This is a genomic window from Agrobacterium sp. Azo12, assembly GCF_029193765.2.
Classification (GTDB): Bacteria; Pseudomonadota; Alphaproteobacteria; order Rhizobiales; family Rhizobiaceae; genus Agrobacterium.
Window position 1 is genome coordinate 594,478 of record NZ_JARFYO020000003.1, and the last position, 14,676, is coordinate 609,153.

9 protein-coding genes are annotated in these 14,676 nt (G+C 54.2%); 5 read left to right on the forward strand and 4 right to left on the reverse strand.

Annotated elements, in window-relative coordinates; translation table 11 throughout:
- Positions 1 to 124: 124 nt before the first annotated feature.
- Positions 125 to 1,258: a polysaccharide biosynthesis/export family protein gene (locus PYL13_RS24790; protein WP_275642631.1), complete on the forward strand. Its 1,134-nt coding sequence runs from the start codon at positions 125 to 127 to the stop codon at positions 1,256 to 1,258.
- A gap of 116 nt (positions 1,259 to 1,374) precedes the next feature.
- A complete protein-coding gene (locus PYL13_RS24795) occupies positions 1,375 to 2,952 on the forward strand; it encodes a nucleotide-binding protein (RefSeq protein ID WP_275642632.1) in 1,578 nt (525 codons plus the stop codon).
- 59 nt (positions 2,953 to 3,011) lie between these two features.
- Here the strand turns inward: PYL13_RS24795 and PYL13_RS24800 are convergent, their stop codons facing one another.
- From PYL13_RS24800 to PYL13_RS24815, 4 genes are read right to left on the reverse strand one after another with little or no spacing between them, the layout of a single operon-like run.
- Complete coding sequence (locus tag PYL13_RS24800; RefSeq protein WP_275642633.1) at positions 3,012 to 4,136, reverse strand: hypothetical protein; 1,125 nt, start codon at positions 4,134 to 4,136, stop codon at positions 3,012 to 3,014.
- Positions 4,133 to 5,404, reverse strand: a complete 1,272-nt coding sequence (locus tag PYL13_RS24805; protein WP_259148547.1) for a glycosyltransferase — start codon at positions 5,402 to 5,404, stop codon at positions 4,133 to 4,135. The genes PYL13_RS24800 and PYL13_RS24805 overlap by 4 nt, the downstream gene beginning before the upstream one ends.
- Before the next feature lie 4 nt (positions 5,405 to 5,408).
- Positions 5,409 to 6,086: a 4'-phosphopantetheinyl transferase family protein gene (locus PYL13_RS24810; RefSeq protein WP_275642634.1), complete on the reverse strand. Its 678-nt coding sequence runs from the start codon at positions 6,084 to 6,086 to the stop codon at positions 5,409 to 5,411.
- Positions 6,087 to 10,637: a MupA/Atu3671 family FMN-dependent luciferase-like monooxygenase gene (locus PYL13_RS24815; protein WP_275642635.1), complete on the reverse strand. Its 4,551-nt coding sequence runs from the start codon at positions 10,635 to 10,637 to the stop codon at positions 6,087 to 6,089.
- A gap of 288 nt (positions 10,638 to 10,925) precedes the next feature.
- Between PYL13_RS24815 and PYL13_RS24820 the strand changes: the two genes are divergently transcribed.
- The 3 genes from PYL13_RS24820 to PYL13_RS24830 are packed head-to-tail and all read left to right on the forward strand — an operon-like array spanning position 10,926 to position 14,674.
- Positions 10,926 to 12,254 (forward strand): glycosyltransferase family 4 protein, encoded by a 1,329-nt coding sequence (locus tag PYL13_RS24820; RefSeq protein WP_275642636.1) that lies wholly within the window; start codon positions 10,926 to 10,928, stop codon positions 12,252 to 12,254.
- 58 nt (positions 12,255 to 12,312) lie between these two features.
- Positions 12,313 to 13,674 carry an oligosaccharide flippase family protein gene (locus PYL13_RS24825; protein WP_275642637.1) on the forward strand — a complete coding sequence of 454 codons (1,362 nt, stop codon included), beginning with the start codon at positions 12,313 to 12,315 and terminating at the stop codon, positions 13,672 to 13,674.
- A 1-nt stretch (position 13,675) separates the two neighbouring features.
- The gene (locus tag PYL13_RS24830; RefSeq protein ID WP_275642638.1) at positions 13,676 to 14,674 is read left to right on the forward strand and encodes a glycosyltransferase; all 999 of its coding nucleotides are present in this window, start codon (positions 13,676 to 13,678) and stop codon (positions 14,672 to 14,674) included.
- Positions 14,675 to 14,676 lie beyond the last annotated feature (2 nt).

A 14,676-nucleotide genomic window follows, 5' to 3' on the forward strand; every position in this document is an offset into this window, starting at 1 on the left:
AGGAGTTCGAATGTGTAATTGTGTAAAATTCGAACATGCAATCTTATTTTTTCGAACACCCGCGAATACATTAAAATTTATATTATCTTGGCTGGTGGTATATTTTCTGTCGTTAGCGCCGTCCATGGCAACGGAATACAAGCTCGATGTTCAGGACAAGTTGCGTGTTTACGTAGCGGAATGGCCTATACTCAATGTTGAACTGTCGGTTGGCGCAAACGGCAGTGTAGCGCTGCCACTGATCGGTGAAGTCCAGGCGCGTGGCCTAGAGCCAGCACAGCTGGCAGCTGCAGTTGCGGAAAAACTGAAGCTGAAAGCAAATCAGCGCCAACTTCCAGACGTTTCCATTGATGTGGTTGGTTACAGACCATTTTATATTCTGGGATCGGTCACATCCCCCGGCGAATATGCATTCAGGCCCGAAATGCTGGTGTTGAATGCCATGAGCATCGCAGGTGGAGCTTATCGCGCTGTTGGCTATTCAGAGTGGGATCTTGCACGCACCTCGATCAACGGGGTTGGAGAGCTGAATGTTGCTGAATTGAGAAAAGCTACGCTGCTGGCCGAACAGGTTCGATACGAAGCTGAAGTCGGCGAACGTGGTTTTCCTCCAACGCCCCCTGATGCAGCGCCATCCTATGCGCGCGCCTTGGATGAACAACGAGAGTTATTCACAGCCAATAACAACAGCTACGAAAACCAGGCCAAAACCCTGGGCGCGATGGTCGAGTTGCATAAAACGGAAATAGCATCGATTGCGATGCAGCTTGAAACTGTCTCGAGCAAGCTTGCCGAGTATCAGGTCGAAGTCGAAAAAGCGACCAGACTAGAGAATTCCGGCCTGGCTACGAACCGTCGCTTGCCGTTGCAGCGGGATCTGTTCGATATTCAGCGAGAACAGCGCCTATTAGAGTTCGAAAAAGTCAGAGCCGAGCGCGCTGTGCAGGAAGCATTGCTGCGCATTGAGACGCTGGGCAGCACCCGTAAAACGGCGGCTCAGGAAGGTCTTCAGCGGGCAAGATCGATGATGCGTGAGATTGATGAACAGCTCACTTCATTGAGCCAATTGGTAACCGGTGCGGCGCTGCAGACGGAGCAATTCAAGACAGCAAGACAGCGGGAAGAGCTGCCGCGCTTGCAGTTTACAATCATCAGGGGCCGGGATGCGCAGATGCAGCAAATCTCGGCGACCGAGGTTACTCCAATCCTGCCTGGAGACATAATCAAGGTGGAGCTTTCAGGTAATAAATCGATGTAGGGGAAGCGCGCCGGTTTCGCCGACAAGACCTGACATAATACGATCAATTCGTGCGTGTTTAGGCGATGTGGCGGGGATGGCAGCTGCAGTCTTGATGTCTTCAGACAGGTGCAAACATGATGTTATCGCGTAACATGCAGACCCATTCTATCCCGTCACTTCCGATATCGACGGACAATACATATGACTGGCGCTGGATGGTGAAAGCGATACGCAACCGTATCTTTTTGATCATCTTGATTGCGGCATTGTTGTCTGCAGCCGCTGTCGCATTCGTTCAATATCGACCCGCGGCCTATACGGCATCATCGACGCTGAACATTACCAATCTGCGATTGACAATGAGCCGAGATGACGCGTTTTTTGCCGAGTTGCAGTTTGATCCGACATTTCTCGAAACGCAGATGCGGATAATCTCGTCGGACTCCGTGCTGATGAACGTTCTCTCAAAATTGCAGATCATCGACAGCTCACCCGCCACCGCAGAAAATCCGCCATCGGCAGAGCGGACTGCCAAGCTTATCCAGGAGGCGGAGGCCCTCGACGATTTCAGAAGGGCCTTGGACGTTCAACGGCTGGGCATGAGCAACCTGGTCAGCATCAGATATACGGCCGAAACAGCAGAGCGCGCCGCGACAGTCGCAAACACCGTTACGGAAACCTATCTGGCAAAGCTGGAGCAGGACCGGCTTGAGGCCGCAGAAACGGCAAGTAGCTGGCTGCGTGAGCGTTTGCAGGAAGTCGGGCCAAAGGCACAGGTCGTTTCCGAGGCATTGCCGCCAGTCCACAAAAGCGACATTCGTGGCATCTTCATCATCGTCCTGGCTGCCATTATCGGGGTTTCGCTCGGAGCGGTTATTTCTCTTGTGCTGGCGTTTTTTGACAAGCGGATCCGTAGCCCTGAACAGATTATGGAAATCGTGGGCAAGCCCTGCATGGGTCTCGTGCCGACGCTGCCGAGAAAACGTCGCAAAAACAAGGTTGATCTGTTGTACTCGGTTGCCAACCAGCCTTCGAGTGGGCTTTGGCATACTTTACGCCACCTCGACACTGTTGTTACGAGCGTAGAGGCAAAAGGCCCGAATATTGTCGGTTTTACCTCGACCATTTCCGAAGAGGGCAAGACGACCATCGCCGGTAATTTCGCCGTCATGAAAGCAAGAGCTGGGAAAAAAGTTCTTCTCATTGATGCTGATCCCTACCGCAAGTCGCTCTCCCATCTTCTCGTTTCTTCTGTAGACAAAACGGAAAAACTGGATCTGGCCAACGGTGCAGACGCTGACATTGCGTCCCTCATTGAGAAAGATCAGACGGCGGGCTTCGCATTTCTGCGTCTTGGCGATCAGAGTGATATGGATGTGACGACACAGCTTTTCTGGTCTGAGACAATGCCGAAACTCTCGGCAATTTTCAAAGACTACGATCTGGTGATCTTCGATCTGCCGCCACTTGTGGCACTTGGCGATCTTCAAAATGCCGCGCAGGTCGTCGATAAATTTATCCTCATCGTCGATTGGGGCAAACTGACAGGTGTGATGCTTCAGACGGCAATGGTTATGAATCCGACGGTTCATGAGAAGATCGCAGGCGTTGTCTTGAACAGAGCCGACCGTTCGCGGATGAAGAAGGTCTTTTCACCCTTCGCAGCTTTGCTTGGCAAGCAGTCTCTGCTGGTTGGTGCCAAGAGGCGCTAGAAGAGCTTTGATGTGAGCCTGCCGGGTGCAGGCTCACATGTTATCAAGTGTGATCTGGTCTAGAGTTGACGCATGAAGCGCAACATGTCGCGAAATCTCTTCACGTTCGCCGCGACATATCCCTTTTCTGGCCGGGCATAGGTCCGTTCTATGTAGCTTGTGTATTTGAAGATAAACGACAGGCTGGGTCCGTCACCGCAGGCCTTGCTGTCGAAAGTCGGGTTGTCAGTGCGGTATCGCGCCAGAAAATCTGCTGCAAGTTTACGGAGAGTGCGTGCCTTGTCGTCTGCAAGGCTAGACGGGATGTCGTCAGCTTTCAATTCGCCGTAGATTGCCTGAAAGGTCAGTGCGGCGATGAAATAGTTGCCAGCCGCAGTGAGGTGCACATCGTCTTCGAAAAAGGTGTCGACAATCTTGCGGGGGCTCTCATTTGCAAAGCCTGATGTCGATGGGTTTGCAATGAGATGACCGACAAGATCTGCCAGAGCTAGCGACGCTGGCACGATGCGAATAGGATGGGCGTGGCCTTGATTTAATGGCTGGTCGTTGACCTTAGCAACCACACACTGCCACACCGGCATGGCGGCGCGTTCGTATTCAATCCAGTCGCTTGCATTGTTCTTGTCGGAAAGGCTGATCCAGGGCGTAAAGAAGAAGACCTCTCCCTCAGGGTTGGATTGTATGAACCGTTCCTGATAGGCGCGCAGATAGGTCTCGGTCTGTTGCCAGAGGAGTGAATCCAGCAGCCGATGTTGCTCGGTGATCAGCAGAATATCGTACTTGCCGGCATCTGCCTTTGACGAAGATTGCATTTCTGCAAGGGCGTCTATCGTTTCGCCATTTGCATCTGTCCCTGTATCAAATCCACTCCAGGCGCGACTTTCGTCACGTCCGAAAGACCTGTCCTTGATGGAGGATCCGTTGAGATTTTGGCTGTTCCAGACGATTGGCATTTCCACTGCCGCAGAGATCTGGCTCATGAATTCCAGCATCGGGCGAGGGGTCAAACTATGCCCGGAAACGAAGATATGGCGTTTTGCGTCCATTTCGCCGGGCGCTGGCAGTACTGGATACACCGTCGGCTCCTCGCTGCTGGAAGATGTCGAAATTGCAGATGTCATGACCATCAGACCTGTGACGCACACCACAACGACGGCAGTCGACAAGAGCGCAAGCCGCCTCATGCATAGCTCTTCAGCAGGGTTGCCCGACGCTGATAGATTGACCTTTCATCGAAGCGTTTTCCGGAAATGGCAGCCGCGCTCACGAGTTGCGCGAGTTTGGCGCGATCATTGTTCAACTCGGTTATTTGACGGCCCAGAGCCTCGATGTCATCACGAGGGACAAGGGCGCCGCCGCCATGTTCAGAGACCAGATCCTCCGCATAGGGGGAGTGATATCCGACAAGGGCGCTGCCGCAAACCAGTGCTTCGATAAGGCAGCGCGGTGACTCGGCAGTCTTGTGGCAGAACACAAAAATATCGCTGTCGCGCAGAGCGTGCAACAAAGCCTCCCGATCACCGACGTAACCGGCAAGCTTCACCTTGTCCTGCAAATGATTTTTCTGGATCATGCCTTCCATCACATCGAGCAATGGTCCGTCACCGGTCCAGCAGGCTTCTATCGACGGGTTGCCCTGAGCGGCAATTGCCAGTGCCGATACCCAGTCTTCCGGGCCTTTCATCGGAGCTGCGCGACCGACATAGGAAACACGTATCGGTGCAAGAGATAGAATTCTCTCGATTTTTTGGTCCAGCGTGTGCTCGTTGATCTGGTCCGTTTCCTGGGTATGAACGTCGTACATGCAATGGGGATTGGAAGACGCCCCAGAATAGGTGTCGTAGGTATCACGTCCCTGGAAAAGCCCGAGTGTGCTTCGCCCGATCAGATAACGATGGTACCATTTCATCAATGGCAGGGTTGCGCGTTCTTTGATGCGTCTGCGTAACCGATGCGCTGATAATGTGCGCAGAATGACATCATGCTCGACGCGGTCAAACCAGATGGCGAATTTGCGCCCCTGCGCATTGGCTTCCAGTGCAGCAATGGCGCCCCAGTCACCGATGAGGTAACCGACGGTAAAGCAGAGATGATCGGCGCTACGGATCTCTTCTTTCAGCAACGCTCTTGTCTTGCGATAGGTCCGCGCAAAATCCTTTGCCTTGTAAGCAAAGGGCAGTTCGATGAACTTGAGTTGGTCATAACAAGGCAGGTCCACGACATCGATCCATGTCGTCGACGTATTCTCTTCGCGATCACCTTCCAGAACGATGCCCGCGAATTTTACCTGCCGGAAGTTTTCGGCGTGGCGAACCAGACCGGCACTGGTCTGGTCATCAAGCTGCAAACCGCGAGGTCCCCGCCGCAGACGAACCGCAGTGACAAACAGCACACTGCCTGTGGCTTGGTCAGAGATTGGCTCGTGGACTGTCAGCGTTGCTTTCTGGAGCATTTTGTCACCTTGAGTTCCATCTGCTTTGCGTGGTCATCACCATGGCGGCGAAAATGTAGCCGTCTTGAACTGCAAGGCTGCCTGGAAGAACGGTTCCCTTGGTGAAGTCTTTGATGTCTTTGCAGAAGGTGGCATCAAATGAATCGGTGCCAAGCGAGATTTCCAGATCCTGAAAATCCATCATCATGCCAGTTAAAGGGTACTGGCACTTGTAGGTTGCTTCCTTTGCGCTGAAGATCGTCCGCACCAGAAGAGCACGCTCGCTTGATGGGCGATCCTCGAGCCAGTCTTGCTCTTGACGTGTACATATTGCATCGAACAAGTCAGCAGGTAGTGCTTCAGCAGGCTCGACGTCGAGACCCATCGACAGGTACCCATGCGCCGCGAGGCCGACGGCCGCGACACACAGCGTATCGCAGTGGCTGATGCTTCCGACAACACCGTCCGGCCAAACGGGAGAGCGATCGTTTGCAGCGGGTATGGGAACGCGTTTCAGGCCCAAGGCACTCATGGCGGTTCCCGCGCAGGCGCGGCCAGCATGGAATTCCCGTTTGCGGCGCGGAATGGCATGCGCGATATACCGCTCTTCTTCGTCCAGAAAACCACTGCGAGCTGCGCGTGGATCGCCGTGCGCGATGGCCACGTCATCTGGAAACAGGGTCTTTAGCGCATCCACCACCATTCAGAGCCGCGAACGTGTCAGTGCCGCACGCCGATCTCCAAGAGCGGCCCGTCGATTGGCCGCTCTGTCCGCCACCTGGCTCAGACGTTCTTCTGCCTTTCCGCGGTCGGCAAGATGCTCGGCAAGCGCTCGCACGGTCGGGAAACGGAAAACATCGGTTATTGTCAGGTCAGGGGCGATGACGACTTTCAGGTCACGGTGCAATTGCACAGCGAGAAGTGAGTGTCCGCCAAGAGCAAAGAAGTTGTCGTTTAAACCGACGCGTTCAATGCCAAGGGTTCGGCTGTAGGCTTCAGCCAGATCCGATTGCAGTTTGTTTTCCGGCGCCACGAAGACCTGAGCGGAGACGATAATGGGTCCCGTATCCGGTTTTGGCAGCGCTTTTCGGTCGACTTTCGCATTCGGCGTCAGTGGAAACGCTTTGAGCGTCACGAAATGTGCCGGTATCATATAGTCAGGCAGGGCTTCACCAAGATGTTGTCTGAGTGCCTCCTCGTTCAATGGCTGACCGGTCAGCCTCAGATAAGCGACGATGCGAACGTCGGAAGCCCTGTCTTCTCTTGCAACAACGACAGCTTCGGCCACGCCGGGGAAGGACGCGATCCGTGCCTCGATCTCACCCAGTTCGATACGATAACCGCGGACCTTGACCTGATAATCCGTGCGCCCGAGAAATCTCAAGGTGCCGTCCGTCTTGCGGCAAACCAGATCTCCGGTACGGTATATACGACCTGGCGCAAAGGGGTTTGGAACGAAACGTTCCCGCGTCAATTCCTCGCGGTTCAGATAACCGCGCGTTACCCCGTCGCCACCGATATAAAGTTCACCGGGCTGTCCCGGTGCCGCCACGCCGCCAGACGCGTCCAGCACGTAGAGTTGTGTATTGGCAATCGGTTGCCCAAGCGGCACAACAATCTCCGACATGTCGGCGGTCATTGTGGATGACCATATCGTTGTTTCTGTCGGGCCGTACATGTTCTCGACACTGGCATTGGTCAGTTTTTGGATGTCGCCAAGCAGAGAGTTTTGAAGTGCCTCGCCACCGATAAACAGGTGACGGATTTGCGCGAAAGCAGCGCGATCTGTTTCGTTGATCAGGAACATACGTGCCATTGAAGGGGTGCACTGAAGATGTGTTACCCCGTGCCGGTGCACGTCCTGATCAAAGCTATTGTCGTTTGCAACATCCTCAACCGTAACAGTCGTTTCAGCACGCGCCTGTGCTACCACCCGGGCCAGCGGCTCCAGTCTCTCCAGCACAAGCTCAGATGGCACGCCGAAGTCTATCAGGCAGGCAATCTCGTCCACGCCGATGCCAGCAACCTGATCAATACGCTTCATGGCGTCGTCGACGGTGCCAAACAGACCGCTGTCTTCGAAGTAACGCAGGAATGCAAATTCAAGGATGGCATCCAGCTCGTCTGCCGCAAGAGACTGCAGATCAATGTCGAGAGCGTTGGACAGGCCTTGTGGTTTCTTGAAAGCGGGAAATGCCCAGGCATATTGTTTGATCAGCGCCGTGGCACTTTGCAGATAGGCTTTCATTGGGCCACGGGCGGCATCACGCACTTCTTCCCGGTCCTCACCGAGCAACGTGTGCAGCATCAGCGTCACCTTGTAGGCATCGGGATCGCGACCGCATTCGACCAGTGTTTGCCGGTAAATGCTGATCTTTTCAGCAAGCTCATCAACGGACTGGCCGAGCAGATGAGTCAGCACATGTGCGCCGTTTCTCGCGGCTTCTCTGTATGTTTCGGGATTGCCTGCAGTCGTCAGCCAGACTGGCACTTCCGGCTGAACTGGTCGCGGCTGTGTGACGACACTGGCTTTGCCGCCGCCATAATCGAATTCCATGCGTTCGCCGCGCCACAGCCTTCGCACGGTTTCGATATCGCGCAACAGCGCAGTCTTGTTGTGCGGCGGTGCGTTTTCGGGTCTGAGAACAAAGTCTTCCGGCATCCAGCCGGAGGCAAAGGCAAGGCCCACCCGCCCATTACTGAGATTGTCGAGAACCGCCCATTCTTCTACGACACGGATAGGATGATGGAGCGGAAGGACGCAGCTGCCGGCACGAATTGCCAGGTTCTTGGTGACGGCAGCGATGGCTGCACCTGTTACGGCAGGGTTCGGGTAGGGGCCGCCGAATGCGTGAAAATGCCGTTCGGGCGTCCAGATAGCTTGGAAGCCATTCGCATCTGCAAATTTCGCGCCTTCGAGCAACAACTGGTATTTTGCCGGTCCCGCGCCATCATCATTGCCCCAATAGAATAGACCGAAATCTATCGGCGCTTTGCCAGCGCGGGCGGATTTGACGGCACCATCACCGCCTTTGTGGCTTTGGGTCTGGGCAGAATGGAGTACGACCTTGAAACCTCTCGCCAAGGTCCAGAAAAGCTCCAGGACCGAAATATCGAAGGATAGGCTGGTAACCGCAAGCCAGACTGGCTGGCTCGACTTGTCGTACTGAATGCGTTCATCCATCCCGGCAAAGAAGTTGACCACATTGCGATGTTCAACCATCACGCCCTTGGGGCGACCGGTCGAGCCTGACGTATAGATGACGTAGGCGAGATTGGCAGGCGATACCTCTGTAACCGGTCTGTCTGTCGTGACGGATCGCTCGAGTATATCTTCGATGAAGACGGTTTTGACGCCGGTCGCGAAGAGCGGTGTTTCGGTCATGCGGCTTGTCAAGATGACGGCCGCACCGCTGTCTTCCACCATGTAGGCAAGGCGATCTGCCGGAAAATGAGGATCAAGCGGAACATATGCTCCGCCAGCCTTCTGGATCGCCAAGGCACCAACCACAAGATTGCTGCAGCGGGGGAGGTTGAGACCAACCATGAAATCAGGTTTCACGCCGAGGTCGACAAGAACATTCGCGATCAGGTTCGCCCGTTCATCGAGCTCCTTGTATGTCAGTTCCTCATTGCGCCAGGCGACTGCAATGGCGTTGGGGGTCGATTGCACCTGCTGTTCGATGAGTGTGTGAACGCATGCGGCGGTGTCATAATCCCGGGCCGTATCGTTCCAGCCGTAGACAACGTTCTTGATTTCGTCGGCGGACATCAAAGGCAGATCAACGACGCGGCCATCCTGCAGGAAAGCAGACGCAAGCAGTTCGATGTGGCGACAATATTGCGCCGCGATTGCATCCGGAACCCTTGATTGGTCATACGCCAATCGTGCGCTTGACGTTGCTGTGTCGAGGACAAATGTCAGCGGATGGTCAATGCTGCTGGACCATAGCGAGCCGTTGTCGGTCTCGACGATGCAGGTTGTCAAACGATTGTTGGACAGACCCGGTTCACGGAAGTGCAGATCGCTGAGATAGGTGGCTTCCCGCCGCAAAACAGTCAGCTGTGATGCCAGGCCTTCAGCAAACTCGGACACCAGAAAATCTGATGGCAGTTCAACGTGCAGAGGGACATCGGGGGCGAAGTAACCCGGGAACCGACTGTTATAATCTGCTGCCTTAGGCGAGGAATAGGCAATATCGAGCCTGTCCTGACCCGAAAACCGTGCCAGGAAGGCTGCAATTACTGCAATCCGTAAATTCGTCGTCAACGCGTCTGGCAGGTTAATGGAAATGCTGGCAACACCAGCCGCGTGAGACGGACTTTCCGACACGTCAAAAAGTTTGACGTCCTCGGCGGCCAGCAATCTGGCCTTCGCCCGATCTTCGTAACGAACGACATCGGCAACTGCGGTATTCAGTTCCTCGAGATCGCCAGTTGCAAATTGCGGAAGACTGTCACCCTGCCTTACGTGGTCGGAAAGCAGGACCTCATGACCATTCCTCTGCATCGTACCATTGATCAGAACATCGTCGGTCGCTGTCGCCACAACCACGCCGCCCGGGCCGACAGAGCGAATGAAGCCCGCAGGCTTGGGGTCATCAGGTAGTCCCAACACTGTGAATGTTGTCAGCAGGAATATGCCTTCAGCATGACGGATTTTTGGATGCACCATCCTGTTGGTGTAACCTGCGCCGAAATTCAGCGCGCGATGGAGTCGAGATAGATCCTCAGCTGATTTTTCAAACGGCAGGGTGCCGGCGGCGTCAGGTCGTTTGGATTTTGCAAAATAGCTACGCTGGGAGAAGTCTTGTGCTACCCCGGTCAGTGCGTTGTTGTTGATGTCGTCGACAAGCTTGGCAAAAGTCTCAACGCCAGCCGCCAGACATTTGGTGTTCAGCGTGAGACTGATTTCGTCAGGGTTGATGTCGAAATGTGTCTGGCGGTAGATTTTACCTTCATCTGCGCCTTCAGTGATTTCGTGCCATGTAACGCCGAATGTTGTCTCACCTTCTAGAATAGCCCATGTCGGTGCGTTTAGACCTGCCAGTCTTGGAAGTGGGCCATCATGGAAATTGATGGCGCCCCGTCGCGCTTTCTGCCAGACCGTCTGCGGTATCATTCGCAGATTGGCGATGCTGAACAGCCAGTCGTAATCGAGGTGCCCAACGGCTTTCTCGAGGTCGTCACCCCATTCGATCACTGGAATAGACTGTTGTGTTGCCCAGTCTTTTGCCGCATCGTTGCTTGACACAACTGCAGTTATCGCAAAGCCTTTATCTCGGAGCAAAATGCCGCACTGCACAAGTAAAGCTTCATTGCCAATCAAAATACCGCTGAACATCTAGACGTATACTCCGAAACAACAAACGCCACTGAATATAGGTAATATTTCGCTGGGCAGATTATAAAAAATAGATTTCGCAAAACGAAATCGTGTTGCAAAATAAGCTTGTTGCCCGCATAATTTGTATCAGGTTGAATTATTTTCCCTGATAATTCAATAGAGATATTCAGTATTTTGCGAAATATATTTGTTGTCGTGAGCGTTGTTTGGGCGCTACGTATCCATTTATTGTGCATTTTCAAAAAATCATCTCTCCCGCTTTTACAGTGCTTGAGCAGCGCGATTTGTAACTTGAGTTTTGTGTGTGTTTGGAGTGGCGTAATGAAAGTAGGTTATTTCCTGAATACTTACCCGGTGCCGAGCGCCACTTTCATTCGTCGCGAGATCGAAGCCCTTGAAGTTCAAGGGCAAACGGTATTGCGCTTCGCGGCACGACGATTTTCAGACAAACTTGTCGATCAAAAGGACATCGCTGAAGCCGAAAAGACGGTCTATATACTTGAAGGCAAGCTGTCAGACCTGACGATAGCGACGATACGAGAACTACTTCTCAATCCCGTTGGAATTATCAAGGCGCTGCCGACCTGGCGGAAATTGGTCACGAACTCCGGAGGAGGGTTTGCGCGCCATGCTGCATATCTGATGCAGGCCGCAAGTTTTCGCCAAAAAGCCTCTCGTGCAGGCATTGACCACGCCCATGCCCATTATGGTACCAACGCCGCAGCCGTAGTCATGCTCGCCCGGCTCATGGGCGGCCCCCAATACAGTTTCACAGCCCATGGTCCCGATGAGTTCATTGACACGTCTGCAAACAGCTATGCGCTCAAGATCAGGCATGCATCTTTCGTCGTCGCCATTTCCAATTACTGCCGATCCGTCCTGCGTGACCTTAGCCAGACCGAAGAGGACCGGAAAAAGATTGAGATTGCGCGTTGCGGCCTGAATCTCGAGGATTTCAAGCCGTCTGCACCAATCACCGCCGACAATTTCAACATTGTCTGCGTCGGCCGCCTGTGTCCCCAGAAGGGGCAGGTCCACATTCCTGCCGCTGCCGCCGCCTTGCGCGATGAGTTTCCTTCGCTTCGCATAACCTTGATCGGCGATGGCGAGAGCCGGGCGGAGATCGAAGCGGAAATCGCCCGTCACGGCGTTCGCGAGCAGGTGATCCTTAAAGGTTGGGCTTCCAACGAAGAAGTGAGGACCTTCATTGCGACCAGTCGCGCATTGTTGTTACCAAGCTACCATGAAGGCCTGCCGATCGTGTTGATGGAGGGCATGGCGCTTCAACGGCCGGTGATCACGACCACCATCGCTGCCATTCCCGAATTGGTGGATGACAAATGTGGTTGGCTTGTTCCACCGGGCGACCATGTCGCGCTCGTCTCCGCCTTGCGTGACGCTTTATCCGCTTCGCCGGAACGACTGGCGGAAATGGGGCAAGAGGGCCGAATGCGCGTTGAACGCATGCACGATATCAAGTCGCTTGCATCAGATCTTTCCCGGCTTTTCGGACGTAAATCATGACGACCGCTCGAAAACAGAGGCATGCAAACGGGTTCGTCGTCCCTCAAAAGGCTGAGAAATGAGCGAAACTGTGAATTTCTCCCAAAAGCGTGTTGTCACCGGAGCGATGTGGACTGTCGGTGCCTATGGCCTGTCGGTGTGCTTGCGGTTTGTGTCGAATGTCATTCTGTCACGCATCGTGGCGCCAGAAGTGTTCGGCGTATTGATGATCGTTTTTACGCTGAAAAACGGCATGGAACTTGTTACGGATGTCGGCATCGGCCAGTCGGTAGTCCGCAATCCGAATGCTGAAAACCGATCGTTCAAAAATACGGTCTGGACGCTGCAATTTGTTCGCAGTTTCATTCTCTGCTGCATATTTTCCATTGCTGCATATCCGCTCAGCGCACTGTACGACATTTCTCCAAGCCTGCTGCAAGTGACGGCATTGAACATCCTGATCCTGGGCGCGGCGTCCACCTCGTTCTATTACATGCAGCGGCATATGATGCTGAAGCAGGCCAACCTTTTTGAGGTTGTTCTCGACGTCACGACCATCATCGTCACTGTCACGCTCGCGCTAATTCACCCAAGCGTGTGGGCGATCATGGTGGCAAACCTGATCTCTGCAATCATCCGTGCGACTGCCAGCTACATGCTGCCTCACGCCGTCAACTGGTTCGAGTGGAACACGGCCTATGTTCGTGAGGTCCTGTCCTTCGGTAAATGGATTTTCCTGTCGTCACTGCTGGCATTCCTGTGCGGAAATTTCGACAAGCTGTTTCTGGCGCAGGCCGTTCCGCTGGCTTTGGTCGGCGTCTATTCGATTGCGCGCATCATTGCCGATCTGCCGGGGACCCTGATCGGTCGCATCAGCTTCCAGCTTGTTTTTCCGCTGATTTCTGCCAGTGCCAGTGAAGCACGGCCAGCACTTATTCAGCAGGTCAGCCCGCTTCGCTTCAAGCTGTTGTTGCTTGCCGCAACCTCGATTGCGATCGGCATTGCGACTGCGGATTTTGCGATCTCAATTGTCTATGATGCACGCTACCATGATGCCGGATGGATGCTGTCCATGCTGCTTGTCGGCGCGTGGTTTGGCATACTGAGCACTGTAAACGAATATACCATGCTGGGAGTTGGCAAGCCCGCCTACGGGGTGGCGGGCAATCTGCTGAAACTCCTGTCCCTTGTGGTGTTGTCCTATGCCGGGCAGGCATGGCTAGGTCTGGCCGGCGTTATCCTTGCGGTCATTGCAAGTGAATTGCTCCGCTATTTCCCAATCGCTTTTGGTCAGCGACGCGAGAGAATTTCGTTTCTGAACCAGGACCTGCTGATCAACGCCATCTTCCTGGCATTGATCGCGCTTTTGTTGTTCATTCGCATAGAGCTCGGCTACGGAACTCCATTTGCCACCGTATCGATGGCAATTGGACATTCGTGAGATGGAAACACTCACGCAACCCTCGCCACATGATGTTGGTGTCGTCCTTATCGGTCGTAATGAAGGTCAGAGGCTCATCGATTGCATGGCTTCGCTCGGCGAACTTGCTGTCCGATCGGTCTATGTCGATTCCGGTTCAACCGACGGCAGTATCGAGGCGGCGCGCAGCATGGGGCTTACCGTCGTGGAGTTGGCGCCAGACGTTCCGTTTACCGCTGCACGGGCACGTAACGAAGGTTTTGCCGCGTTGCTGCGCATTGCTTCCGATATCGAATTTGTCCAGTTCGTAGACGGTGACTGCCGGATCGTTGATGGGTGGATAAGGAAAGCCCGCGACTTTTTCCGCGACAAGGACCGGCTGGCGATCGTATGCGGGCGCCGGAGGGAAATCTTCCCTGACGTTTCGATCTATAACCGCATTTGTGACGATGAGTGGAATACACCGGTTGGCGAGGCGGAAGCCTGCGGCGGAGACTGCCTTATCCGCGTTAAGGCATTTCGGGATGTCAATGGTTACTCTGCTGATCTGATTGCCGGTGAGGAGCCGGAAATGTGCCTGCGAATGCGTGAGATCGGCTGGACAATCTGGCGTATCGACGCGGACATGACGCTTCACGATGCCAATATCAAAAAATTCTCGCAGTGGTGGCGACGTTCGGTTCGTGCCGGCCATGCCTATGCGCAGGTCGCGGCCCGTCACAGAACGTCCGATAAACGCATCTGGGTTCGCAATGTCAGGCGCAGCCTCTTTTGGGGTGGTGTGCTGCCTGCTGCGTCCTTGATCGGTGGCGCTGTCGTCCATCCCGCGTTTCTGGCGCTGCTTGCGCTTTATCCACTTCAGGTATTGCGATTGGCAGGGAAAACTGCCTCCAAAGGTCAGAACAGATGGGTGGAGGCAGCATTGTCGGTAGTTGGGAAGTTCGCGGAAATGAGAGGCGTGGCGACTTACTACAGCAACGTTTTGACCAGTCGTCGCCACAGGCTGATCGAATACAAATAAGC